General features: G+C 42.7%; 26 protein-coding genes and 2 tRNA genes. 23 read left to right on the top strand and 5 right to left on the bottom strand.

Annotated features, from left to right (window positions below):
• Nucleotides 1-21: 21 nt before the first annotated feature.
• The 11 genes from SCJ97_08905 (at nt 22) to SCJ97_08855 (ending at nt 10,710) form a co-directional block, all read left to right on the top strand.
• A complete protein-coding gene (locus SCJ97_08905) occupies nt 22-831 on the top strand; it encodes a segregation/condensation protein A (GenBank protein MDW7740156.1) in 810 nt (269 codons plus the stop codon).
• The gene (gene scpB, locus SCJ97_08900; protein ID MDW7740155.1) at nt 800-1,381 is read left to right on the top strand and encodes an SMC-Scp complex subunit ScpB; all 582 of its coding nucleotides are present in this window, start codon (nt 800-802) and stop codon (nt 1,379-1,381) included. The genes SCJ97_08905 and scpB overlap by 32 nt, the downstream gene beginning before the upstream one ends.
• 10 nt (nt 1,382-1,391) lie before the next feature.
• Nucleotides 1,392-2,111, top strand: coding sequence for a pseudouridine synthase (locus tag SCJ97_08895; protein ID MDW7740154.1), 720 nt, complete (start codon nt 1,392-1,394; stop codon nt 2,109-2,111).
• Nucleotides 2,112-2,175: 64 nt separating this feature from the next.
• Complete coding sequence (aroH, locus tag SCJ97_08890) at nt 2,176-2,550, top strand: chorismate mutase (GenBank protein ID MDW7740153.1); 375 nt, start codon at nt 2,176-2,178, stop codon at nt 2,548-2,550.
• 42 nt (nt 2,551-2,592) lie between these two features.
• Nucleotides 2,593-3,282, top strand: coding sequence for a (d)CMP kinase (cmk, locus tag SCJ97_08885; protein ID MDW7740152.1), 690 nt, complete (start codon nt 2,593-2,595; stop codon nt 3,280-3,282).
• Nucleotides 3,283-3,294: 12 nt separating this feature from the next.
• Entirely contained in the window at nt 3,295-3,894 is a 600-nt protein-coding gene (locus SCJ97_08880; GenBank protein MDW7740151.1) for a lysophospholipid acyltransferase family protein, read from the top strand.
• A 47-nt stretch (nt 3,895-3,941) separates the two neighbouring features.
• Complete coding sequence (locus SCJ97_08875) at nt 3,942-5,996, top strand: bifunctional 4-hydroxy-3-methylbut-2-enyl diphosphate reductase/30S ribosomal protein S1 (GenBank protein ID MDW7740150.1); 2,055 nt, start codon at nt 3,942-3,944, stop codon at nt 5,994-5,996.
• Between the two features lie 196 nt (nt 5,997-6,192).
• Complete coding sequence (locus SCJ97_08870; GenBank protein MDW7740149.1) at nt 6,193-7,542, top strand: DUF512 domain-containing protein; 1,350 nt, start codon at nt 6,193-6,195, stop codon at nt 7,540-7,542.
• Nucleotides 7,539-8,870: a ribosome biogenesis GTPase Der gene (gene der, locus SCJ97_08865; GenBank protein MDW7740148.1), complete on the top strand. Its 1,332-nt coding sequence runs from the start codon at nt 7,539-7,541 to the stop codon at nt 8,868-8,870. The genes SCJ97_08870 and der overlap by 4 nt, the downstream gene beginning before the upstream one ends.
• A 1-nt stretch (nt 8,871) precedes the next feature.
• Complete coding sequence (plsY, locus tag SCJ97_08860; GenBank protein MDW7740147.1) at nt 8,872-9,459, top strand: glycerol-3-phosphate 1-O-acyltransferase PlsY; 588 nt, start codon at nt 8,872-8,874, stop codon at nt 9,457-9,459.
• Between the two features lie 54 nt (nt 9,460-9,513).
• Complete coding sequence (locus SCJ97_08855) at nt 9,514-10,710, top strand: HD domain-containing protein (protein MDW7740146.1); 1,197 nt, start codon at nt 9,514-9,516, stop codon at nt 10,708-10,710.
• A 13-nt stretch (nt 10,711-10,723) separates the two neighbouring features.
• Here SCJ97_08855 and SCJ97_08850 read toward each other — a convergent pair whose 3' ends face one another.
• A complete protein-coding gene (locus SCJ97_08850) occupies nt 10,724-11,302 on the bottom strand; it encodes a glycerol-3-phosphate acyltransferase (protein ID MDW7740145.1) in 579 nt (192 codons plus the stop codon).
• A 205-nt stretch (nt 11,303-11,507) separates the two neighbouring features.
• On the opposite strand from SCJ97_08850, the gene SCJ97_08845 reads away from it, so the two are divergent.
• From SCJ97_08845 to eam, 3 genes are all read left to right on the top strand, one after another.
• Nucleotides 11,508-11,584 (top strand) — tRNA-Pro (locus tag SCJ97_08845).
• Between the two features lie 78 nt (nt 11,585-11,662).
• Nucleotides 11,663-12,268 carry a hypothetical protein gene (locus tag SCJ97_08840; protein MDW7740144.1) on the top strand — a complete coding sequence of 202 codons (606 nt, stop codon included), beginning with the start codon at nt 11,663-11,665 and terminating at the stop codon, nt 12,266-12,268.
• Between the two features lie 137 nt (nt 12,269-12,405).
• The gene (gene eam, locus SCJ97_08835) at nt 12,406-13,644 is read left to right on the top strand and encodes a glutamate 2,3-aminomutase (protein MDW7740143.1); all 1,239 of its coding nucleotides are present in this window, start codon (nt 12,406-12,408) and stop codon (nt 13,642-13,644) included.
• A gap of 83 nt (nt 13,645-13,727) precedes the next feature.
• On the opposite strand, the gene SCJ97_08830 is transcribed toward eam, so the two are convergent.
• The gene (locus SCJ97_08830) at nt 13,728-14,789 is read right to left on the bottom strand and encodes a phosphotransacetylase family protein (GenBank protein ID MDW7740142.1); all 1,062 of its coding nucleotides are present in this window, start codon (nt 14,787-14,789) and stop codon (nt 13,728-13,730) included.
• 27 nt (nt 14,790-14,816) lie between these two features.
• Nucleotides 14,817-16,937 carry an acetate--CoA ligase gene (locus tag SCJ97_08825; GenBank protein ID MDW7740141.1) on the bottom strand — a complete coding sequence of 707 codons (2,121 nt, stop codon included), beginning with the start codon at nt 16,935-16,937 and terminating at the stop codon, nt 14,817-14,819.
• Between the two features lie 248 nt (nt 16,938-17,185).
• Here SCJ97_08825 and speD point away from each other — a divergent pair, with 248 nt between their 5' ends.
• From speD to SCJ97_08800, 5 genes are all read left to right on the top strand, one after another.
• Nucleotides 17,186-17,569 (top strand): adenosylmethionine decarboxylase, encoded by a 384-nt coding sequence (speD, locus tag SCJ97_08820; protein ID MDW7740140.1) that lies wholly within the window; start codon nt 17,186-17,188, stop codon nt 17,567-17,569.
• A gap of 20 nt (nt 17,570-17,589) precedes the next feature.
• Entirely contained in the window at nt 17,590-18,498 is a 909-nt protein-coding gene (locus SCJ97_08815; GenBank protein MDW7740139.1) for a fused MFS/spermidine synthase, read from the top strand.
• 21 nt (nt 18,499-18,519) lie between these two features.
• Complete coding sequence (gene ndk, locus SCJ97_08810) at nt 18,520-18,978, top strand: nucleoside-diphosphate kinase (protein ID MDW7740138.1); 459 nt, start codon at nt 18,520-18,522, stop codon at nt 18,976-18,978.
• 141 nt (nt 18,979-19,119) lie between these two features.
• The gene (locus tag SCJ97_08805; GenBank protein MDW7740137.1) at nt 19,120-19,701 is read left to right on the top strand and encodes a hypothetical protein; all 582 of its coding nucleotides are present in this window, start codon (nt 19,120-19,122) and stop codon (nt 19,699-19,701) included.
• 38 nt (nt 19,702-19,739) lie between these two features.
• Complete coding sequence (locus SCJ97_08800; protein ID MDW7740136.1) at nt 19,740-20,480, top strand: 4Fe-4S binding protein; 741 nt, start codon at nt 19,740-19,742, stop codon at nt 20,478-20,480.
• A gap of 35 nt (nt 20,481-20,515) precedes the next feature.
• On the opposite strand, the gene SCJ97_08795 is transcribed toward SCJ97_08800, so the two are convergent.
• Nucleotides 20,516-20,929, bottom strand: coding sequence for an Rrf2 family transcriptional regulator (locus SCJ97_08795; GenBank protein ID MDW7740135.1), 414 nt, complete (start codon nt 20,927-20,929; stop codon nt 20,516-20,518).
• Nucleotides 20,930-21,172: 243 nt separating this feature from the next.
• On the opposite strand from SCJ97_08795, the gene SCJ97_08790 reads away from it, so the two are divergent.
• The 4 genes from SCJ97_08790 (at nt 21,173) to SCJ97_08775 (ending at nt 24,437) form a co-directional block, all read left to right on the top strand.
• Nucleotides 21,173-22,468 carry a nodulation protein NfeD gene (locus SCJ97_08790; protein ID MDW7740134.1) on the top strand — a complete coding sequence of 432 codons (1,296 nt, stop codon included), beginning with the start codon at nt 21,173-21,175 and terminating at the stop codon, nt 22,466-22,468.
• A gap of 62 nt (nt 22,469-22,530) precedes the next feature.
• Nucleotides 22,531-23,322, top strand: a complete 792-nt coding sequence (locus tag SCJ97_08785) for a slipin family protein (GenBank protein MDW7740133.1) — start codon at nt 22,531-22,533, stop codon at nt 23,320-23,322.
• 29 nt (nt 23,323-23,351) lie between these two features.
• The gene (locus SCJ97_08780) at nt 23,352-24,269 is read left to right on the top strand and encodes a diacylglycerol kinase family lipid kinase (protein ID MDW7740132.1); all 918 of its coding nucleotides are present in this window, start codon (nt 23,352-23,354) and stop codon (nt 24,267-24,269) included.
• 81 nt (nt 24,270-24,350) lie between these two features.
• A tRNA-Leu gene (locus SCJ97_08775) sits at nt 24,351-24,437 on the top strand.
• Between the two features lie 125 nt (nt 24,438-24,562).
• Here SCJ97_08775 and SCJ97_08770 read toward each other — a convergent pair.
• Nucleotides 24,563-25,426 carry a TetR family transcriptional regulator gene (locus SCJ97_08770; GenBank protein MDW7740131.1) on the bottom strand — a complete coding sequence of 288 codons (864 nt, stop codon included), beginning with the start codon at nt 25,424-25,426 and terminating at the stop codon, nt 24,563-24,565.
• Nucleotides 25,427-25,564 lie beyond the last annotated feature (138 nt).

Here is a 25,564-nt window from a genome sequence, read left to right as displayed (position 1 = left end):
AGGCATGAAAGGCATCCAGGGATGTTACAGCAGGCTGAATACAAAATTAAGCTGCCCACATTTGAGGGGCCATTCGATCTGCTTTTTCATTTAATAAAAAAAGCAGAAGTAGATATATGGTCAATTTCAATTGCCGAAATCACTGAACAATACCTTGCCTACCTTCAGTCGATGAAAGAGTTAAATCTTGATATAGCCAGCGAATTTTTAGTTATGGCGGCAACATTACTGCGTCTTAAATCAAAATTATTGCTGCCCCGTCCAACCAGACCTGAAGAAGAAGATGACGACGAAGCCCTCTTTGAGATTAACAGCGCAGAAGAACTGTTTCAGCGACTTGAAGAGTATAAATTCTTTAAAGATGCTGCCCGTATTCTTCAGAGAAAAGAAGATGAACAGCAGAAGATTTTTCTTCGTTCCACCGGTGGGCAGAAAATTATGGTTTTCACTTCGCAGGAGTCTGTCTATACGATCTGGGAAGGTGCATACCATTTGAGTGATATTATGCACCGCTTTGCACAGGGAACCTTAACAGATAATTACGTGCCGACTTTCAGTGCTGTTGAGGATTTTATTCTCGCAGAAAAAGCAGGCTATATCCAGAATATGCTTAAAAGCAGAAACCGTCCCCTGCCGATGAAAGAATTTATCACGACAGATGGTTTATGGGAAGTTATAATAACCTTTATATCGCTGCTGGAGATGGCCCGTCAGGGAAGAGTAATTCTATTACAGGAGAAACCTTTTGGTGCAATTCTGGTAACCCTTAAAGCGGGGGAACCCGAAGAGGAGGAAGACGGTGGAGAAATCAGAGCAGAAAAAAGTAATTGAAGCATACCTTTTTCTGAGCGAGGAACCGATCAAAACGGATAAGGTTGCATTAATTTTAACAGTATCTGCTGAAGAAGCCGAGCAGTTGATAATTGAGCTGAAAAATGATTTAAAAACAAGTAACCGGGGACTGCAGATATTCGAGACAGCCGGAGGATTTCAATTAGGTACTATACCGGAACTGGCTCCCTACATGGAGAAGGCTTTTAGCGAAGATGTATCTAGTAACCTTTCAAATGCTGCACTGGAAGCTCTTGCAATTATTGCTTACAAGCAGCCGGTTACACGAATAGAAATTGAATCGATCAGGGGTGTCAGAAGCGAGCATGTCCTGGAAAATCTCTTGAAAAGAAGGTTGATCCGGATCAGCGGTCGAAAAGAAGGGCCAGGCAGACCCTTGTTATACTGTACAACTATAGATTTTCTGAAATATTTTGGCCTGAAAGAACTAAATGAACTACCCCCGCTGGAAATAGATAAACCCTGCGATGATAATGATCATAAAACTGAAACGGTAATCCAGAGCGAAGCTCAAATAGAAGCAGAATGAGGTAACCAGGATGCGCCTTGCAAAATACCTGGCCAAAGCGGGAGTAACTTCCCGCAGAAAAGCTGAAGAGTTAATCAGACAGGGAAAAGTGCAGGTTAACAATGTAATAGCCGGGTTACCACAGCAGCAGGTTAATCCCGAAGATCTGGTTACCGTTGACGGAAAACAGATCAGCCTGGTTGAGAAGAAAATATATATTATCTTAAATAAACCTTCGGGATTTATCAGCACTGTTAAAGATACACATGGCCGGCCGACTATAATGGCCCTTTTAGAGGATATTAACGAGCGTATTTTCCCCATTGGCAGGCTGGATGCTGATACAACCGGTGTCCTACTGCTGACTAATGATGGTGAACTGGCATACAGGCTGACTCACCCGAAATACAACATACCGAAAATATACAGGGTCTGGGTCAAGGGAGTGCCACGGCCGAAAGAACTGAGTAGAATGAAGAAAGGTTTAATCCTGGAAGGGGAAAAAACGGCGCCTGCCAAAGTAAATATAGTCAAGGTAGGCGCGGATTCTAAAACATCACTGCTTGAAATAGCACTAACCGAAGGCAGAAAGAGACAGGTAAAAAAAATGTGTTTGGAAATAAATCACCCTGTGATAGAGTTGACCAGGATCAGTTTTGCCGGTCTTAATACTGAAAATCTTTTGGAAGGGTCATACCGTCACCTGACTGAACAGGAAATCAATGTGTTAAAACATCTCACAGGACTTTAGTCAGGCACTATTGCTTGCAAAAAGCCGCAATTAATGAGAGAATAGGAATGCTGCAAAAAGAAGGATGGTTGTTTTGACTGAATTTTATCATGTACGTGGAATAAGAGGCGCTACAACCGTTGAAGCTAATGAACCTTCGGCTATTTATGAAGCTACAGCTGAATTATTAGCGGCAATGGTGGAAGAGAATAAACTGGATTCGAAGTCAATTGCTGCAGTTTTTTTCTCCGCTACCCCGGATCTTAATGCTGCCTTTCCAGCTAAAGCAGCCAGAAATATGGGTTGGAGTGAAGTTCCCCTTTTCTGTGCTTCTGAGATAAATGTGCCCGGAGCCTTACCCGCATGTATCAGGGTAATGCTGATGGTCAACACTGATCTGACCCAAGCCCAGGTTAAACATGTCTATCTTAAAAAAGCAGTCAATCTACGGGACACATAGAACAGTAACCATTGAATTATAAGAAAAGGGTAAAGAAATAACATGGAAATAAAGAACCCCCCCAAAAATAGAAAACCGAAAATAGCGATTGATGGTCCGGCCGGTGCCGGAAAAAGCACGGTGGCCAGAGAAATATCGAAACGGCTTAAAATAAAGTATTTGGATACCGGGGCAATGTACAGGGCAATAACTTTAAAAGTAATCCGTAAGGATGTTGATATATCAGATTCTGATGCCCTTGCCCGAATGCTGGCCTCTACTTTGGTTCAGATTAATAATGATAACAGGGTATTCCTGGATGGAGAAGATGTAACGGAAGAAATTCGTAATACTAACGTTAATAAAATGGTTTCCCCGGTATCCTGCATATCAGAAGTACGCAGGCGGCTGGTTAAAATGCAGCAGCAGATTGCTGCGGAATCGGTGGGGATAATTATGGAAGGGAGAGATATTGCTTCAATAGTGATGCCCGATGCCGATTACAAGTTTTATTTGGACGCATCGGTGGAAGAGCGAGCAAGGCGGCGGATGAAGGAGCAGCAGGCAAAGGGTATAAACCTGAATGAAAAGGAAGTTGCCGCAGAAATTACAAATCGTGATAAAATAGATTCCAGCCGGGAAGATTCACCGCTGACAATTGTAAATGACGCCATAATTATTGACACTACAAACCTCTCCTTTGAAGAAGTGGTTGAAAAAATAACCGGAATTATTACCAGTGATCCATCCTGATAAGGCGAACGGGTGAGTATATTGTTTTACAAATTTGGGAGAAATATATTTTATCTTTATCTCAAAATATTTTACTGTCTGCGAATTCACGGCAGAGAGAATTTACCGACCCGTAAACCTTATATAGTCTGTTCGAATCATATAAAATGGTTGGATCCGATGACAGTCGGAGCGGCAATCCCTTCCAGAATCAGGGTTAACTTTATGGCCAAAAAAGAGGTTTTCAGCAACCCAATATTTGCATATCTTTTAAGAAAAGTAGGCGCTTTTCCGGTTAATCGCCAGGAAGCTGACTATTCGGCAATTAAAACAGCCTATAGATTATTACAGGAGGGTGAAGTGCTCGGCCTTTTTCCGGAAGGTTCCAGAAGCAAAGATGGTCAACTGCAAAAAGCCTACAATGGAGCTGCTTTAATTGCCGTGCGCAGTGGTGTTCCTGTTTTACCAGTTGCAATACCCGGGCCTTACAGGTTATTTAAACCGCTGCATATTCATATAGGCAAACCATTTGTCCTTCCGCCTTTGGTTTATGAAAATAAGGAAGAAAAGAAAGCCAGGCTTGAAGAAATGAGTAATACAATTATGCAGTATATAGAAAACCTTAAATCCTGAATAAATAATAAATTATTTTCAGGTCCTTAAGAAAGGCAGGCTTGATATTGGAAATCATTGTAGCCGGTAAAGCCGGTTTTTGCTCCGGGGTTAACAGGGCTGTTAGTTTCCTGTTAGATAATGCTGAAAAGTATGGAGCAGGTGTGACACTGGGGCCTCTGGTCCATAACGAAGAGGTTATAAGTTATTTAAGCGATCACGGAGTAGATGTTGTTGAACTGCCTGAAGAAGCTCACGGCGCCTTCATCGCTATCAGAACTCACGGAGTTACCCCGGAAATCCTAAAAAAACTCGAAACGATGTCCACGCCGCGAATGATTGATCTGACCTGTCCACGTGTGCGCAAAGTTCAAAAGCTGGCGGAAGATTATCATAAGAAAGGCTATAAAATAATAGTATTTGGTAACAGAAATCACCCTGAAGTTATTGGAATAGTTGGATGGTCGGGAGGTACAGCCGAGGTGATAACTCACCCGGATGATCTCGAAAACATTGAAAAGCAGAATGGAATAGTATTAATCTCACAGACTACGGGAAACAAGGAACTCTTTGAAAAAGTAATTGAAAGTTTTATGAATAAGTTTCCTGAAGGGGCTGTCTATAATACTTTATGTCCCGAGACGGGGCTCAGGCAGGAAGAAGTAACAGAACTGGCAAGAAGGGTAGAGGCGCTGATAGTTGTTGGCAGTAAAATGAGCGCGAATACGAAAGCCCTTTATGATAAATGCCGGCAATTAAAACCGGCATGTCGAATAGCAAATGCAGGGGAGTTGAAAAATTCTTTTTTGAAAGGATACAACAGATTTGGAGTTGTAGCGGGAGCTTCAACTCCTTCCTGGACGATTAAGGAGGTCGTGGAGAAAATGGAGAACGAGAGTCTGGAAGTTAACAACGAAGAGGGTTTTGAATTTGAAGGTGAACTAAGGGTAGCCCAGGTTGGTGAACAGGTTACCGGTAAAATTGCCAGGGTTACTGCTGATGAGGTTTTTGTTGATATTGGATCGAAAACTGAGGCCATACTTCCTGCTGAGGAAGTATATCTTGAAGATAATAAATCACTTACTGATCTGTTCGTGCCTGAAGAAAGTATTGAAGTAACTGTCCTTGATGTTGATGACCAGGAAGGGAAGATAACGGTATCGCACAAGAGATTAGCCCGGGATTCCAGATTGAATGAGCTTGAAGCAGCAATGACAGATGAAAAAATTATAACCGGAAGGGTTAAGCAGGTTATTCCTGCCGGATTGATTATTGACCTGGGTCACGGGATAGATGGATTTATGCCCGGCTCGCTGGTTGATGTACGCTATATTCCCGATTTTAACGAATTTCAAAACAGGGAAATTGAGTTTAAAGTTCAGGAATATGATAAAGAAAAGGGCAAGTTGATACTGAGCAGGAAGAAAGTTGTTGAGGAAGAGAATAACAGGAAAAAAGAAGAAATCTTCAATACTTTGGAAGCCGGTTCAACCATATCAGGGGTAATTAAGAGGTTGACCAATTTCGGTGCTTTTGTCGATATCGGAGGGATTGACGGACTGATTCACATTTCGGAATTATCCTGGGAACGTGTCGGTCATCCTTCTGAAGTTCTGAAGGTTGGTGAGGAAGTAGAAGTTAAAGTGATTGAAATAATTCCTGAAAAAGATCGCATAAGCCTTTCACTGAGGCATACCCAGACCGATCCGTGGACAAAAGCGGTAGAGGAACTCGAAAACGGTCAGATAGTTACCGGAAAAGTAACCCGACTTGTTAATTTTGGCGCTTTTATAGAAATAATGCCCGGGGTGGAAGGTTTGGCTCACATATCGCAGCTTGCTGATTTCCATGTAAACAATCCGGCTGAAGTATTGGCTGAAGGTGAAAATGTTGAGGTTAAAATACTTGAAATAAAACCGAAATCTAAACGGATAAGTCTCAGCATTAAAGAAGCTGGTGGGATTAGTGTTTCAATGGAAGGTATATCTGGGAATGGCATGGATGAAGGGAATGTTACACTGGGAGATGTCTTCGGTGATCTCTTCGACGAGGGTGATTTCAAAAAGAATGACAAAGATAATGAAACTGAACCCGGAGAGGAAAAAATACCGGAAGGTGAATAGGTTTAAATGCACATATCTGGTCGATTGAGCGAACCCGGGGCGAACAACAGGTTCGCCCCTGTTTTTTAATGCTATTACTGGAAACCAGAAGCTGCTTACCGCATTAATTACGGACTTGCCCAGGTAACAGGCTATTGCGTCCTGCCCGTGGTAGTCGGCTCACAGGTGGAATGAACATAAAGTATGGAGATCACTAATGAAAGAAAATAAAGGTTACCTGGTAGATCATGTAAAGAAAAATTCACCTGCCGAAAAAGCAGGCATCAGGGTCGGGTGGCGTCTGCTGAGAATTGACGGCAGTGTTCCAGCCGATATAATCGATTATAAAATACTTGAAGCGGATGAAAGTCTTATACTTTTAATGTTGACAGACGATGGAAGGCTAAAACGGATCAAGATTCAGAAGGCAGCTGATACCTCTTTGGGGATGCAGTTTGATCCCCCTACACTGTCGGAGATGAAACGATGCGGTAATAAATGTATCTTCTGTTTTGTTGATCAAAACCCGAAAGAGATACGATCGACGGTCTTTATTAAGGATGATGATTACAGGCTTTCATTCCTTTATGGAAATTTTATAACTTTAAACAGACTCACCGATGCGGAAGTAGATCGGATAATCAGGTTGAGGATGAGTCCTCTTTACGTTTCAGTTCATACGACTAACCGCAAGCTGCGCCAGTTAATGTTTGGCAATAAACTTGCGGAGCGTGGTCTCGATGTACTGCAAAAATTAATCGATGGTGGTATCCAGATTCACTCCCAGATTGTATTATGCCCCGGTTTCAATACAGGGGATGAAATGCTGAGGACGATCAGTGATCTCGACTCAATGGGCCCGGCAATTTTGTCGGTTGCTTTAGTTCCTGTTGGTCTGACAGTCCACAGGAGTGGCCTGGTAAAATTAAAAAAATTTAATGGAATTAGTGCCCGGACTCTACTTGAACAAGTAGAGAAAATCCAGAAAGAATATCTGGAAAAGAGAGACAGCAGATTTGTTTTTGCTGCTGATGAACTCTATATGCTTGCCGGTTCTGAAATTCCGGACGAAGAGGAATATGAAGGTTTTCCACAACTTGAAAATGGAATAGGAATGGCCAGGATATTTCTTGATGAACTGAACCGGCTTTCAGAAAATGATTTGGATTTAAGAACGGGGGAAATGTCAGTAACAATCATTACCGGTCAAAGTGCAGGTCCTCTTTTAAAAAAAATGGCCGACTGGCTGACTGAGTTTAAGGGAATCAGGGTTAGCCTGATAATCGCCACAAATAAATATTTTGGAGAAGAAGTGACAGTCGCCGGTCTTTTGACAGCAAGTGATCTGCTGAAGGCCATGGAAGGAAATAACCCGGGGGATGTTGTATTTATATCTAATCATCTGGTTAACGAAAAAACGTCAAAATTTCTGGATGGAGTTTTATTAAAAAAATTGGAAGCTGATCTGGGAGTGCCTGTCCTGACTGCACGAGGGCCGAAGGAACTGTTATCCCATATCAGTAAGCTGGACTTTTATAGAGAGAAGAGTGGAGGAAAAATTAATTGACCGGTAATGTAGTTGCCATAGTCGGCCGACCAAATGTGGGTAAATCAACCCTTTTTAACCGTTTGACCTCAGCCCGAACCGCTATTGAAGAAAAAGTACCGGGGGTTACCAGAGACCGCCTTTACGGAATTTCTGAATGGTGCGGCCGCTCGATAGTTATTATAGATACCGGCGGTATTACCTTTGGTGAGACAGATCAGATCTCCGTGCAGGTAAAACGTCAGGTTGACCTCGCTATTGATGAAGCTCATTTGATCATTTTCCTCCTTGATGGAAGAGAAGGGATTACCGCACTTGATGAAGAGGTCGCTGAATTGTTGCGAAGAAGCGGCAAAACAGTTATCCCTGTTATCAATAAAATTGATTACATGGAGCTTGAATCCGAGAAGTATAATTTTTACAGTCTGGGTTTCGGAGATCCGCAGTTGATTGCCGCTGCACATGGCCGGGGAACGGGCGATCTTCTTGACAGGATATGCAGCCTTCTGCCGGAAGGCCCAGGTGTTGAAGATGCTGCTGAAAATGAAGCAGTTAAAGTAGCTGTAATAGGTCGACCAAACGTGGGTAAATCATCCTTGATCAACACTATTTTAGGCGAAGATAGGGTAATTGTCAGTCAGATTCCGGGCACAACCCGGGAAGCGGTCGATACTCATTTTATCTACAACGATACTCCATGTATACTTATTGATACGGCAGGGATGCGCCGTAAGAGCAAAGTTAAAAATGCTGTGGAGTACTACAGTGTTTTGCGTTCATTAAAAGCAGTTCAGAGAGCAGATCTGGCGCTGCTGCTGCTTGATGGCGAAAGTGGGATAGCAGAACAGGATCAAAGATTGGCCGGCTATGTTGACCAGGCAGGCAGGGGTCTGATCATTGTTGTGAACAAATGGGATCTGGTTCGTGGCGAAGAAAACAGCAGGTCCGAATATCTGGATAAGATAAAAGATTATCTTAACTTTGTGCCGTATGCGCCGGTTGTATTTGTATCAGCCCTTACCGGCTGGAGATTGGACAGATTGTTTCCGGTAATTATAAAAGTATGGCAGGAACAGTATAAACGTATTTCCACCTCTTACCTAAATGAGTTATTACAGGATGCAGTTGCCGTCAACCCACCTCCGTCAGTGAAGGGGAAAAACGTGAAATTTTATTACGTCACCCAACCTTCAGTAAAACCGCCGACATTTGTATTCTTTGCCAATGAACCGGATCTGATACATTTTTCTTACAAGCGCTATCTTGAAAACAGACTTCGAGAATCTTTTGATTTTACGGGAACCCCCATCATTATTAAATTCAGAAAACGGCAGAGAAGGGGAGAATAAAGTGATCTTTTTTATATTAATTGCTGCTTATTTACTCGGTTCAATACCCTTTGGTTATTTACTGGCACAAATTATCGGTAAAACCGATATCCGGGCCCACGGGAGCGGAAATATAGGGGCAACAAATGTCCTGAGAGTGATGGGCTGGAAGGCAGCGCTACCGGTATTTCTTCTCGACTTTGCAAAAGGGTTTTTTGCCGTACTATTGGCCAGAGCCGTTAGCGACCAGCCTGCTGTCTATCTATCAGCTGGGTTGCTGGCAATGATCGGCCATAGCTTTCCAGTCTTTCTACGCTTTAAAGGTGGGAAAGCAGTGGCAACCGGTGTCGGAGCGGTTGTTGCGCTATCAGGATGGGTAGCCATTATACTTCTGGCCCTTTTTGTAATTATAGTTGCTTTAACCCGTTATGTTTCGCTGGGCTCGATCATCGGTGCTCTTTCAACTCCACTGCTTTTTTGGCTACTGGGATTCGATCCGCTTTATATATTATTCGGAGTGATAATGGCAGCGTTGATAGTCGGTCGACATCATGAGAATATCGGTAGGCTGCTGAAAGGCCATGAGTCAAAAATAAGCAGAAAGAAATGAATCAACCGTTAAATATTTTATTTACCTCGATTCTGCACACAAGAGGTGAGACCTTTGATCAGAAAAGAACTGCTGGAATTGCTGTTTGAAGCGGCCAGTATTCAACGGTGGAACGACCATATCAGGCCGGAGCATTTCACGGAACTCGACAAACAGGCGCATAAGATGGTTTATGCCTATGTGCTGGCTAAAATCGAGGAAGCGGATCACGGAGCTGAGATCAACTGGCGTCTGCTGATAGAAGGAGGATTATATGAGTTTCTACACCGCATTGTCCTGACCGATATTAAGCCTCCTATCTACTACACGTTAATGGCCGAGAAGGGAGAACAGCTTAACCGTTGGGTTATCGAAGATGTTTTGGTTGATAAAGTTACCGATTTGAGGGTCGATCTTCTGGCACAAATGAAACAGTATTACCTCCAGACAGATGAATCAACCCTGGAGAAAAGGATCTTAAAGGCGGCTCATTACCTTGCGACAAACTGGGAATTTAAGATAATTTATCGTTTAAATGAAGGGTTATACGGGTTGGATGAAACCAGGGCTGCCATTGCCAACCAAATTGAAGAGCATTTCGATTTAGCCGGTGTGCAAAAACTCACCCTGGGTAAAAAAACAAGCAATTTTCTGGATCTGGTTGGTCAGCTCAGGTTTCAGCAACGATGGGCTCAATCTCCGAGAGTGCCAAAAACTTCTGTAATGGGACATATGTTGATCGTGGCCATGATGAGTTATCTCTGTTCAATTGAGTTGGACGCCTGCCCGAAGCGGATCTATAATAACTACTTTGCAGCCCTTTTTCATGATTTGCCGGAAGTGCTTACCAAGGATATTGTATCACCGGTTAAAAAATCGGTTACCGGCATTGATGAGATTATCAAAGAAATCGAGCACAGGCAGCTTGAAGAGAGGATATTCCCCCTGCTGCCGACAGCCTGGCACAGTGAACTTAAGTATTTTACCGAAAATGAGTTTGAAAGTAAAATTATTGAAAATGATTTATGCCGAACAGTCAGTTCGGATCAGATAAATCAGAAGTATAACGAAGATCAATTTTCTCCTCTTGATGGTGAAATAATCAAAGCCTGTGATCAATTGGCCGCCTACATTGAAACATTTCTTTCGATTTCTCACGGCATTAAATCTTATCACCTGGAAGAAGGCAACAGGCTGTTGTACGGCCGCTATATCAATAAAACAATAGCCGGAATAAATTTTGGACAGTTTTTCAGCTATTTCAAAGTTTAGCAGTCGTTCTTAATCATTTTATTTTGCGTCGACCTTGCCTGTAAGCGCGAAAATCATTAAGATGCTTGGCTGTTATGATTACAGCAAGCGCCAGCCCGAATAAAATCCAGGTAATTTCACTATATTGAATGGCCAGTATAATTGGAAGCAGAACAACAGAGCTTCCGAAGGCAGTATTAGTATCACGCATCAGGACTAATAAAGTGAATGTAAATAGCAGCAGGTAGATGATCGTAAATGGTGAAAGAATAAGAAAGACTCCCAAAGCCGTAGCAAGACCTTTACCGCCTTTGAAACCGATAAAAATACTGTAATTATGACCTGCCACTGCAAAAAAAGCACAGGCTAAAACAACCAGCAGATCGGAAGTAAATGATTGAGCAATGGCTACAACAAGAATGCCCTTTGCAATATCTGTAATTACAGTCAAAATCCCGGGGGTTAATCCGGCGACACGATACGCATTCATTCCGCCAACATTACCCGAGCCGGCGCTGCGAATATCAATTTTTCCGAATATTCGACCGAATATATAGGCAGAAGGAATTGAACCGATTGTATAGGCAGAGAAAAGCAATATTAAATAGGGCATAATAAGTTACCCTCCATGAAATTTGAGACAGGCTGAAACATGCGAAACCAGCTAATTATAAGTTCTGCACAGCCTGTTATTGTCCCTTTAAATGGACAGGTTGAGCCTGTGAAGCCGGCGACTGCTCATGTTGACTTTTCACGGGGGTTGCTTTAAAATGATTTAAGAATTGCATATGCACTAACGAAATTGGTTTCTATGACATCGGGGCGTGGCGCAGCTTGGTAGCGCGCTTGACTGGGGGTCAAGAGGTCGCTGGTTCAAATCCAGTCGCTCCGACCATTATTTTAACCGGATCGGAGGTGCTGAATCAGGAAAAATGTTTGCGCGGTTATCATGATCGAAAGGAAGTGTCTGCTTATGAAGAAAAGCATTATTATAACATCATTACTTGTTTTAATCCTAATTGCTGCAATGGCATTAACATCACTGGCAGCGAACTCAGAATATACACTGACCAGGACGGGATTCTTTTACAGGGGAGATGTATTTCATGAAAAGACTGTAGAAGTATCTCCTTTTAAAAGTTCTTACCAGGTTGCCGGAGTGGGAACAGCCCAGGGCAGTCATGAAATCAGAACTAAAGATACCGATGGTCTCTTTACCGCTAACCTGAGCGCACAATTTTACGGTGCAACTGCTCCCAACGCCGGCTTAAACCGGAATATGCGGATCCTTACTTCCAACACGATGGGCAGCGATCATACAGTTAACACCGGAGTGGAAATGGATCCGGGCGAGGAAGGATACATCAAGCAAACAATTGCCTACAGCCAGGATGATGGCGGTGAATATGTAAAGATTGACAATCATTACGGCAACACTGGCGGAGTAACCAAAAATGAAATCGCTATTGATGGCTACCTGAATGAGAGAATGCGTGTTGATGGATATGCTGAAGTCTGGCAGAGCACTACCGTAGATAAGGGTGGCACAAAAACCGGCTGGTGGGATATAAACCGCTAATTAATTTTGAGCTTTTACTGGGCATAATAAAGGACTCGTAATAAGAATATTGCGAGTCCTTTTTGACAGCACTTTTTATAAAAAGTATACTATTATTAATATAAATTGAGAAAAAGAACTGGAGGGATGAAAGAATAATGAATGAAGAAGGAATTGCAGAAAAAAAACATAAAATTGCTGAAAAAAGAGCGAAGGAATTAAAAAATGCAATAGCCGACTACCGGGAAGCATTAAAAACAATTCAAACCGGTTTTAACCAGTGGGAAAGGATCAGGGAAAATCAGGAGAGAATAAAAGCTTATTTCAAGGCATCCGATGAAGACTGGAAGAACTGGCGGTGGCAGTTAAAGAACCGGATAACCGGAACGGGTTTGTTGAAAAAGCTTTTAAAGCTGGACGAGCAGGAAATTAAGGATATAGCGACTACAGGCACCAGGAATCGTTGGGCTGTTTCACCATATTATCTAAGTTTGATTGACCCGGAAGTAAAAAATGATCCGGTTAAGATGCAATGTATACCTTCAATAAATGAATATCTGGACCACGGTGGATATGAGGATCCCATGGGTGAAGAATATACATCGCCCGTTCATGCTGTAACCCGTCGTTATGCGGATCGCCTGATTATTAAAGTTACCAATCAATGTGCCATGTATTGCCGTCACTGCCAGCGAAGAAGATCAATCGGTGAGCGGGATCTTACAACTCCGAAAAAATATATTGCAGAAGCAATTGATTATGTGCGCCGAAACGAGGAGATCAGAGATGTTTTGCTAACCGGCGGTGACGGGTTTATGCTTGATACTAAAACCCTGGAGTGGATTTTAAGCGAACTCGAAACAATACCCCACCTGGAAATTAAGAGGTTTGGGACTCGCACCCCGGTAACAATGCCACAACGAATTAATGATGAGCTTTGTGAGCTTTTATCACGACACCTGCCGGTCTATGTTAATACGCACTTTAACCATCCCCTTGAAGTAACTCCTGAATCGCGTGATGCCTGTTTTAAACTGGCCAGAGCCGGAGTAAGTTTAGGTAACCAGACAGTTCTTTTAAAAGGTGTCAATAACAATCCATTTGTTATCCGCAAACTGAACCAGGAACTTTTGAAAATTATGGTTCGCCCTTATTATATTTTTCACGCCAAGGCGGTAAAAGGGACCTCTCATTTCCGCACAAAGGTTGAAGAGGGCATCGAAATTATGGAAAAATTACGCGGATATACATCGGGGTTGGCCATACCGACATTTGTGGTAAATGCTCCCCTTGGAAACGGTAAAACACCGATGCTGCCTGAATACCTGGTCAGCAGTGGCAAAGACTATATAATGATTCGAACCTGGGAAAATAAAGTTTTGCGCTACGAAAATTAATATTTGATTTTGTAACAAGGGAAAAGGGACCTTTCGCGGTCCCTTTTCCCTTGTTACTTATTAATTGCAGTGTGAACAGCTTACTACTTCTTCAGATATTTAAGAATGCTTTTCCAGTCTACATATTTATCGATAGTATCCTCAACAAGTTTGATTGCTTCCTTGTTATCGGGATTAATGCTCCAGTATACCCGGTGCAGGTTTTCCAGGGTTGAAAATGTATCTTCATGAACAAGGATTACCGGAACACCTTTTTCTTCAGCTCTTGATAGCACTCGAACATCGGGATAAAGGCCGCCGGTGAAGATAATAACCGATGTACTGGTTTCAAGGGCGGTTAAAGCAAGATCGCTGCGGTCACCACCGGTTACGAGTGCTTTATTGGGGGCGCGGCGAAGGTAACCGAGAGCGCTTTCAATAGTCATTGTTCCAACGACAACTTCTTCTACTATTCTGTTCATGTGATCGGGAGAAGCAAGAATTTCACCATTCAAGACATCATAGAATTCTGTAACTGTTGGCGCGGATAATATAGGTTGATATGGTGTGATGCCCAGAACAGATATGCCCTTGCCTTCAAGCATCGGCTTGTAAACACTGGTGCACTTATTCATCTGAACTTGCGAAACGTTACTAAAAACAGTACCCAGGATCTTCAGTTTGTTGATGTTCCATAAATCGAGGTATAACATATTCAAATCGAGTTGAAAATCATCATCAGCCTTGATAATCGGCAGGACAACAGAATCAAATACTTTAGCCAGGTTAAAATCATCGAGACCCTGGTTATGGCCGACATAGGGCTCAATGATTCCATCGATCAAAACTACATCATATCCATCGGATAAGGTTTTGTAGGCGCTTTTCAGTTTGTTTAAAACATTATCTTTATCTCCAGGGAAGTGTGCTGTCAGATAGTTGCGATTGATTGTAACCGGTGAAATTATGTCACTTGCAAAGGGAAGCCCAAAGACTTCACGCATCAGGATTACATCTTCATCATCTTTTCTTACCGATCCTTTACGGAAACCGAGTGGTTTGAAATAAGAAACCTTCAAACCCTCCTTGCGAAGTTTTAAACCAATGCCCAAAGCTGTTGCAGTTTGGCCTCCGCCGGCCTTTCCTGAAAAATAAATAGCTTTCATCATATTCACCTCTTAAGGATCTTATTCTTAAATATCTTCTTTCTTTTCAATAGTAATCTTAACATCAAGAGCTGTTGCTCCTTTATGGTGAACCCTGACCGGGTTGATATCCATTTCAGTGATCTCGTTAAAATCTGTAACTAATTGGGCAGTTCGGAGAATGGTATCGGTCAGAGCATTGATATCAGCCGGTTTATTACCTCGATATCCTTTCAAAAGGGTATAAGCCTTTGTTTCAGTGATCATTTGCTTAACTTCCTCAATATTGTCAAGCGCAGAAGCAAGACGGAAGGTGACATCTTCCATCAGGTTAACATAGATACCACCTAAACCGAATACAACTAGAGGACCGAATTGAATATCTCTCGACATTCCGACGATTACTTCGACACCGTCATCAATCATATTTTGAACTTCAATCCCATGAATAGGAGCATCCGGCAGATAATAGGTTACTTTCTCCATAATCCGGCGGTAAGCATTCTTAACTTCGGTTTCATTATAAACCCCGATTTCAACACCGCCGACATCGGTTTTATGAGCTATACGCGGCGACGAAATCTTCAAAGCAACCGGGAAACCAATTTTTGCCGCCACAGCTGCTGCTTCATCGTCAGATGTAGTTAAAATAGTTCGGCTGGCTGCTATTCCATAGGCAGACATGACGTCTGCAGCTTCATGTCCGAGTAAAACCACCCTGTTATCAGCTATAACACTATCAATAACTTTTCGTACTTCAACCCGGTTAATTCCGGTAAGTTCGACTGCTTTTACCGAAGGTTTTTCCATGATATATTCGGCATAACTGACCATGCCTTTCAGGGCCTTAACCGAAGGTTCCGGAAAGGTGAAATCAGGAATACCGTTAGCGGTTAGAATTCGTTTACCTTCGGCGAGAGTTTTACCACCCATATAGCAGGCCATAACAGGTTTATCTTTGTGTTTGGCGCTTAACTCTATTATTGTTTCAGCGGTTTTTTCAGGTTCTGTAAGTGCGGCAGGGCAGAGAAGAACAAGTGCGCTGTCCACATTTTCATCTGCCAGAACAGTTTCCAGCGCAAAATGGTACCGGTCATTCATGGCATCGCCGATAATATCTACGGGGTTATAAAGATTTGCCTCTTTTGGGAGGTTTTCACGAAGCTTGTCAATCGTTGACTTGGTAAACCTAGACATCTTCAGATCATATTTCTCTACAGCATCCGTGGTGACGATAGCAGCTCCTCCGGCGTTGGTTACAATCGCGACCCTTGAATCCCTTGGCAATGGCTGAGTGGAAAAAGCACGGCCCAGGTCAAAAAGATCATTCATTGACTCAACACGAAGTACGCCGCTTTGTCTGAAAGCTGCATCATAAGCACGGTTGCTCCCGGCCAGAGCTCCGGTGTGAGAGCTTGCAGCCTGGGCGCCGGCAGTACTGGTTCCGGATTTTAGAATAATAATTGGCTTTTTTTTGCTGGCTTTTGAGCAGACTTCGATAAACCTGGCGCCGTCTGTTATATCTTCGACATAACAGAGGATAACATTGGTCTGGGGGTCGTCGGCACAGCTCTCAATAAAATCAATTTCATTCAAATCAGCTTTATTACCAAGGCTTACAAAGCGTGAGAAACCCATACCCATTTGGAAACTCCAGTCGAGTATTGAAACCAGCATGGCGCCGCTCTGCGAAATAAAAGAGATGTTTCCCTCATTGGGAAAACCTTTGGCAAAAGAGGCATTAACAGGTGTGTGAGTATCCATTACGCCAACGCAGTTAGGCCCGACCATCCGCATGTTATATTTTCGGCATATCTCGGTTAGTTTACGTTCCTGGAGTAATCCTTCCCGTCCGATTTCCTTAAAACCAGCCGTAATAACGACCAAACCTTTTACACCGGATTCACCGCATTCTTCGGCAACTTTTAGTACATGAGCAGAAGGAACGGAAATTACGGCCAGTTCAAGAGGCTTACCGATATCCTTTACTGAACAGTAACTTTTCAGGCCCAAAATCTCATCTTCCTTGGGGTTTACCGGGTAAATCGTTCCCTTATAGCCGCTGTTAATGATATTGTTCAATATGGCATTGCCAATCTTCTGCGGCGAACGGGAGGCACCAACAACGGCAATTTGTGCCGGGTTGAATAAAAAATTTAATTCGCTCATTTCAACAATCCCTTATCTATTTAATAAGCTGCGAGAAATAAAGATAATTTAAGTTCGCTGCTTTCAGTATACACTATTTTATATAAAAATCATTCCGGTTGCAATCAAAAGTGAAATGTTTCACATTTAGCAATACAATAAAGATTGCGATAAAAGTTTACAACTGCATTGACTTTTAATCTAATTTTGTTAAAATGTATCTTGACGCTTTTCATCTGAAAAAATCTGGATACAAGGAGGCATTAAAGATGAGCGCTTTAGGCCGTCATGTTTTGGCTGAGTTCTACGGTTGTCCACCTGAGATTTTGAGCGACTTAGAAGAGATAAAATCGCACATGGTGGCAGCTGCTGTTGAAGCTGGGGCTGAAGTGAGAGAAACTGTATTTCACCAGTTCTGTCCCCAGGGCGTCAGCGGAGTGGTCGTAATATCTGAATCGCATCTGGCTATTCATACCTGGCCGGAATTCGGATATGCCGCAGTTGATGTCTTTACCTGTGGTCAAACCGTTAATCCATGGGTATCCTGCAACTACTTGAAACAGGTCTTTTCAGCCCAGAATATGTCGGCAAGGGAAATCAAGCGCGGAATCTTTGATGTCCAGCTTGAACATAAACCGGCAGCCAACTATTGATTGCTGATGGGGGTTTTTGAATGTCATTTCAGGATCATAAATGGTTTATTGAACATACTTCTCCTGATACAGCCCACATGTTTGGGGTTACAAATTTTCTCAGGAGTTTTCATACCCGCTATCAGCAGGTGGAAATAGCCGACACGACTACTTACGGTCGAATTTTAATCCTCGACGGTAAAATTCAGTCATCTGAATTTGATGAATATATTTATCATGAGGTGCTGGTCCATCCGGCTATGCTGGCCTGTCCGGCGCCTCGACGTGTACTGGTCATTGGCGGGGGAGAAGGGGCAACATTACGTGAAGTGTTCCGACATCCCATGGTTGAAAAGCTGGTAATGGTTGATCTGGATAAGGAAGTAGTTGATCTCTGCCGTGAATACCTGGCCAAATGGCACCAGGGCAGTTTTGAAGACCCGAGGCTTGAACTTTATTACATGGATGCAAGGGAATGCCTTGAAAATAATGATGAAAAATTTGATGTGATCATCAGTGATGTCCCGGAACCAGTCGAACAGGGTCCGGCACTGAAACTTTTTACTTCCCAGTATTTTAATCTTGTTAAAACCCGTCTGAATGACGGAGGCGTGCTTTCACTGCAGGCTGGAGACTATGGACTTCCTTTCTTCGAAGCTCACGGCGCAATATTCAATACTGTTCGACAGGTTATGCCCTTTGTTAAGTCTTACCGGGCATTTATCCCATCTTTCAATACTGAATGGGGTTTTATACTTGCTGCTCCCGGGAAGAGCAAGCTGCCGGAACCTGATGTGATAGATCATATAATTAAGGATCGTGAGCTTGAATTGAAATATTTTGATGGAGAGTGTGCAAAAAGTATGTTCTCACTGTCAAAAAATATTAGAGATCGACTTGATCAAGAAACTACTGTAATTGACGACAGTAACCTGCTTACAACTTACTAAAAGTAAACCAAGGAGGTAAAGATGGGTAACCGGGAACGTACATTTTTAATGGTTAAACCTGATGGAGTTCAGAGAGGGTTGATCGGAAATGTGATCAACCGTCTGGAAAATAAGGGACTGAAACCGGTTGCAATGAAAATGATGTTGATTTCGCCTGAACTGGCGGCACGTCATTACGGAGAGCATGAAGGAAAAGGATTTTATGAAGGACTGATCGGCTTCATCACTTCTTCGCCGGTTGTAGCCATGGTCTGGGAAGGCGACAACGCAGTTGAACTGGTCAGAACGCTGATCGGTGCCACAGATCCGGTTAAGGCAACACCGGGAACTATCCGTGGTGATCTTGCTGTTTTTACCGGAAAAAATATTGTACATGGATCTGATTCGGCAGAAAGCGCTGCAAGGGAAATCGGGTTATTTTTTAATAATGACGAACTCTGTAGTTATGAATATAACCAGGAGGATTGGTTATACGATTAGGTTTGATTTTTGAATCAGTAATTCATTACAGTAATTAATAAGAAAAAAACGGCTTTATGCCGTTTTTTTTGTTGCAAAAGAAAATAATCTGCGTTATAATTATAACCAAGATGGTTAGTATTAAAAGGGTGGTGGGTAGATATGTTTGCAACAAAATGTCCGGGACAGGATATGCGGTATTGGACGGCGGATGATGTGCATGAGATAAAATGTCCTCAATGCGGTGAATTAATTGAGTTTTTCAAGACCGATATCCGATTGCGTTGTCCTAATTGTAAGACAAGGGTTGCAAATCCCCGTTTTGACATGGGATGTGCAGAATGGTGCGCTTATGCCGAACAGTGCCTTGGTCCGGCAGCAAGGGGGCTAAAAGGAAAATCGCTGAGAACGGTTTTTGAAGATGAACTGGAAAAAATAATTAGTGATTTACCCGATGAATTACAGAAAACAAAAGATGCTATTGAAAGAGCTGAAAAAAGGTGTAAAGAAGAACTGGTTGATATGCTTCCGGTAATAGCTTCTATCGTCTTGTTGACCTTAATAAGACTTGAGCGGGTTAAAGATAGCAAAGAATTTATTGATCAGGTAGGCAAGGAAAATACACTTCCCCAACAGGCCGTGAAAGAGGTGTTTGAACTTACGGAAAATATCCTGCAGGGAAAATCATCCGGCATTCAGGAAAAAATTATTGTGGAAGCACTGGCGGAAGAAGTCCTGCACTAATTAATAATAATTAATTTAGAAAGGAAGGTGCTGAGCAGATGAACACTGTAGTTCGTAAAATTATTTCAATCGATGAAAGTAAATGCGATGGATGCGGTTTATGTATTCCATCCTGTGAAGAAGGTGCACTGCAGATAGTTGACGGGAAGGCCAGGCTTGTAAAAGATATTTACTGCGATGGTCTCGGAAACTGCCTTGGTGAGTGCCCCCAGGGTGCTATCGACATCATTGAAAGAGAGGCAGAACCGTTTGATGAGGAAGCTGTTGAAGAACACCTGAAGAATTTAAAGGGGGAACTGTTAGAAGAAGAAGAGTGTTCCGTCTGTTGTGGAAGCAGCGTAGCCCGGGACATAAGTCATGAAAGAATATCTATTGACAAAAAAACTGAAGAAAATGGCTATATACCTGAAGCAGAGTTAAGTCACTGGCCGGTCCAGATCCACCTGGTTAATCCTGATTCGCATTTCATGAAAGATGTTGATCTCCTGATCGCTGCAGATTGTGTTCCCTTTGCCTATGCCGATTTTCACCGAAAATTTCTGGCTGGTCGATCCCTGCTTGTCGGCTGTCCGAAACTTGATGATGTTAATGCCTACCATCAGAAACTGGCTTCAATATTTAAAAACAATAAATTGAAGAGCGTAACTCTAGCTCATATGGAAGTTGGATGTTGTTTCGGTATGTCTCAGTTGGTTAAATCAGCGATGAAAACTGCAGGAGTTGAAATTCCTTTAAATGAAGTGATTATCGGGGTCGACGGAGAGATAAAAACCAAATAAGCGACTGGAAGAATAAATTGATGGCGTCAGTTAGTTTAGCATTCTACTGCCGCCATTTCTGTTAGATCCTGAATTGTCACATCTTCCAGAACAGATAACATAGCCTGCTGAGCTTTTGACCAGATTCCCCTCAGGGAACAGTGTGTTTGATCACGGCAGGGAGTTTCACTGAAAAGGCAGCGGGTTATTCCGATCGGTCCATCAATTTTTTCAATAACCTCTTTCAAGGTTATATAACGAGGATCGCTATTCAGGCGAATCCCGCCGGAAGGGCCCCTGGTTCCTACAGTCCATCCCGCTTCTTTCAGTAGAGCCAGAAGCTGAACCACCAAATTAACCGGTATTGAACGATTAGCAGCAATTTCTTTACTGGTTATGGTAGTTCCGGCCGGACGAGAAGCGAGTTCCGTTAAAATGATAATTGCATATTCTGCCTTTTTGGTTATCATGATTTGCTCCTTTTTATATATAACTTAATTGGTTATATTATAAAGCGAAATGAAATTTAGGTCAACGTCAACAAAGTTAATTAAAATGCAAATATACTGCAACAGCCAGCACTTTGAAAAAGGTCAGAATTGTTATATAATTAAAGTAATATTAATGTAGGTAATTAAATTGGACTGGTAGTGATTGCGATGATAAAAAGAAACTACTTAAATTATAAAATAATTGCTTCTGCTTTTATAATCATGATTTTATTATTGAACATGCCGGCGCAGGGCAGCGCTGCGGAGCGACCCATACATGTCATTGAGCTGGAAGGAGCAATTACCGCCGGGCAGGGCAACTACCTTGAAAGACAATTTGAAATAGCCCTGGAACGTGATTCGCAGTTAGTAGTTGTGATTATGGATACGCCGGGTGGTCTGGTTGACGCCACGCTGAAGATAAACCAGCTCTTTATGAATGCGAATCTACCTGTTGCAGTGCTGGTAGCGCCATCAGGGGCAATAGCAGGTTCTGCCGGGGCATTCATCCTTATTTCTTCTGATATAGCGGCAATGGCTCCGGGAACTACTGTGGGAGCAGCTCAGCCGATCACCTTTTCTCCGGAAGGCACAGACACAGCAGATGAAAAAACAGTTATATTTTATGCCAATCACCTGCGAAGCATGGCCGAAGAAAAAGGAAGACCCCCCGATATAGCCGAGAGATTTGTTACAGAAAATTTGACCCTAACTTCTCGGGAAGCGTTGGATTCCGGCCTGATCGATTATATAGTACCGGGAATTAATGAGCTTCTGGAAGCAGTTGACGAAACAGTGGTCGTAAAACAGGGAGTGTCCTATAATCTCAATACGGCAGATGCTCCAATTTACATGGAAGAGATGAATATCAGGGAGCGTCTGCAAAATTGGCTCAGTGATCCCCAGATATCGTTTTTAATCCTTATGCTCGGATTGCTCGGGATTTATTTCGGTATTAACGCACCAGGTACTTTTGTCCCTGAAGTAACCGGTGTAATCCTGGTGATCCTGGGCATTTACGGAATAGGTTTATTTGATACCAATACAACAGGTTTGATTTTGCTTCTTTTAGGAGCCGGGTTGATCGTTGCCGAAATTTTTACAGCCGGGTTTGGAATTTTTGGAATAGGAGGCGCAGCTGCTATGGTTGCAGGTGCAATTTTGTTACCAATGGAACCTTTAATGGCCAGGGAGTGGTATGCAACTTTCCTGATAACAGTTGTAGGAACGGTTATCGGTTTACTTATTATCATCATTTTTGTTGCCCAGAGAGTGATTCAAAGCCGACGACAGTGGCATGAGGGCAGCACTTATTTTCTGCCCCCTGAAAAAGGAATTACTGTATCGAAATTAAATCCTGAAGGGATGATCAAAGCGCGTGGAGAACTTTGGAAAGCGAGGAGCCAAGACGGTAAGAACATACCGGCCGGAACCGAAGTTGAAGTTGTAAAGGCAGAAACTCTTATGCTTTGGGTCAGAAGAGCGGAAAAGGATAAGAAAGACAACAGCGTTGAATAGGTGAAATTGAAAATGTAAGCAGGGTATCTATTGATTATTAATAAAGCGGAGGTGGATTGAGAATGATTGAAATTATAAGCGGAGGCGGTTTGTTTATACCGATTATAATCGTTTTATTTTTGTTTATAACCTCAGCAATTAAAATTGTCCGTGAATATGAGCGGCTGGTAGTATTCAGACTTGGACGCCTGATCGGACAAAAAGGGCCTGGTTTGGTCTTTGTGATACCGCTGGTCGATCGGACAATCAGGATCTCTCTCAGGATCATCACCCTTGATGTACCCACCCAGGAGGTCATTACCCGCGATAACGTAACCACAAGTGTTAATGCCGTTGTATATTACCGGGTTGTTGATCCCAACCGGGCTGTCAACAATGTTGAAGAATATAAAATGGCGACTGCCCAGTTGGCTCAGACAACTTTGAGAAGTGTTGCCGGACAGGCTGAATTGGATGAATTGCTGTCGGAAAGAGATAAACTTAACCAGAAGATCCAGTCGATCCTCGATGAAGCGACAGATCCATGGGGAATTAAAGTCACTGCCGTTGAAATTAAGGATGTTGTAATACCCGAAGCTCTTCAGAAAGCGATTTCGCGCCAGGCGACTGCTGAAAGAGAGCGCAGGGCAGTCATCGTACAGGCAGAGGGTGAAAAAGCGGCAGCCGGTAAGATCGCAGAGGCAGCAAAAATTTTAAACTCCCAGGAGGGCGGTTTCTATGTCCGCTTGTTACGAACACTTCCGGAAATCGCCGGTCAACAGGGTTCGATCATCGCTTTCCCGTTACCGATCGAACTAAGACATCTGCTTCCGCTGTCCAATAAAGGCGAAGCGGCTAAAGAAAAAGAAGAATAAACTAAGCAGAACAACCCGGAGTCAGTACTATGAACCATTACGATAGAACACTGAAACTGCGCTATAACACAGCATTTATTGTCAATGCCGAAGCCGGGGGTGGTAAGGCAGGCCGGGTATGGCAGCAGATAGAACAACTGTTAAATGAAGCTGGACAACGCTACACTGTATATTTTACTGATAGGCCGGGCGATGGTACTATCCTTGCGGCAAAGTCAGTCAAAAAAGGCGCTGAACTGGTAGTTGCGGTTGGAGGCGATGGATCTCTCCGGGAAGTTGTCAATGGAATTGATCTCGGTAAGATTATACTGGGTATACTACCCCTGGGAACCGGAAATGGTTTCAGGAGATCCACGGGTATTCCGGGCAGATGGCAAGAAGCGCTTTACGGTTTGAACAGTTGGGAGCCTCAGAATGTAGATATTGGCTCGATAAACGAAACGTTCTTTCTAAATGTAGTCGGAATAGGGTTTGATGCAGCAGTTGCCGAGATGGCCTCGCACAAGTACAGATTTATAAAAGGCTATATGGCTTACCTGGCCGCTTTTTTTAATGAATTATTGCATTTTGAACATTTTGCGGCAGAGTTATCCTGTGATGGTCAAATCTTGAAAGAAGATAATACACTTCTGGTTGTAATTGCCAATGGCAGATTTTATGGTGGAGCATTATCGATCGCTCCGAATGCTTCAATTACTGACGGCAATCTGGATTTACTGTTGGTCAAAGGGAAAACTAATCCGGAAACTACAGTTATAGCCGTAAAAGCTCTGATGAAAAAACATTTAACACATGATGGTGTACTCTCCATGGTCGGTAAAGAGATAACCGTCGGAGCTGATCATCCTGTTCTTGTACATGTAGACGGAGAAGTTATAGGGAATCTGCCTGTTAGAATAAAAGTGCATCCGAAAGCTCTAAAACTGTTGACGCCACCTTCGATTTAAAATTAATAATCTTAAATTATTTCTTTGGTTATTGATTATCGCTCCAGGAGTAGTTATAATAACAGGGCAGGTATTTTTCGGGCGAGCGTGGCGGAACGGCAGACGCGCTAGGTTCAGGACCTAGTGGGCTTAACGCCCGTGGAGGTTCAAGTCCTCTCGCTCGCACCAAATAATTAGCCATCTGTTGATCTTAAATATTTTTCAGCAGGTGGCTTTTATTTTGCGTGACAGGACAGTTATCAATTTAGTTCCTAACAATAATGTTGTCAACAACCCCGTCCCCTTGACAATGTTTAGTTTTTTGGGAGAAGGCCGTGTAGGATCAGATCGTAAACTGATTCCAGCACCGCGTCTGATCCGTATTTATTTTCAAGGATCTCCCTGTAAATGAAGGTGTCCAGAAGCGAAATAAGTGCAAAACTGATAATTTCACTGCGTACCGGACGTATATCTCCGCTTTTAATTCCGCGTTCCAGATCTTTCGTCAGGGGATCAACCCAGGATTTTCGTAAAATAGACTCTGCTCTGGCTCGTTCCTCGGGATCCTCCTGACGGAGAGAATCTTTGAGCAGATTTATAGAAGTAGAAAGGCGCTTTGAATATGTATGTCCGGCTTTCCAACGCTGCTCGAGACGTTTTAGTGGTTTTGTTTCCTGACGAATACTGTCCAGTGAACTTTTGGAAAAGGAGTCAAATATACAGTCCAGACAGGTCAGGTAAAGGTCTTTTTTATTTCTAAAGTAGTAATAAAAGGAAGGTTTTGTAACACCTACTTTCTCCATTATTTCGGCAATACTGGGGCTGCTGTATCCTTTACGTAAAAATATCTGTGATGCTTCCCTGATGATACTATCGCGGGTTTTTGACTCAACATTATCTTTTAGTTTCCTTTTCGTTCCGGATTTTTTCTTTTTGGCAGTTACTTTCTCCCATGTTGCTGCAGCATGCGAAAGGGGAATAGCTTCTTCATTGCATTTGCGAAGAAAAAGAAGACGTTCAAGATGGGTTTGATCATAATAAGCCTGATTGCTCTTTTTAAATACAGGTGGATGGAGATAGCCTCTTCGCAGGTAGTAATGAATCAGCTGTTTGCTGATTTTTGAACGCCGGGAAAGTTCACCGATGCGCATGACTTTTTCTGCTGTGGCGATTTCCATTAAACTATCCTCGCAATTTATGAAAAATGATGAGCAGTGTTTAGATATTAATTATACGTTATTTATACGATTCCTCTAAATGATCAGTAGAAATCTTTATAAACTAAGGATTTATTATCAAAATATATAGTTGATTAA

The sequence above is a fragment of the Bacillota bacterium genome, assembly GCA_033549065.1.
Taxonomy (GTDB): domain Bacteria; phylum Bacillota; class Dethiobacteria; order DTU022; family DTU022; genus JAWSUE01.
Note: the sequence above shows the minus strand (reverse complement) of the source record. Positions and strands in the feature narration are given on the sequence as shown.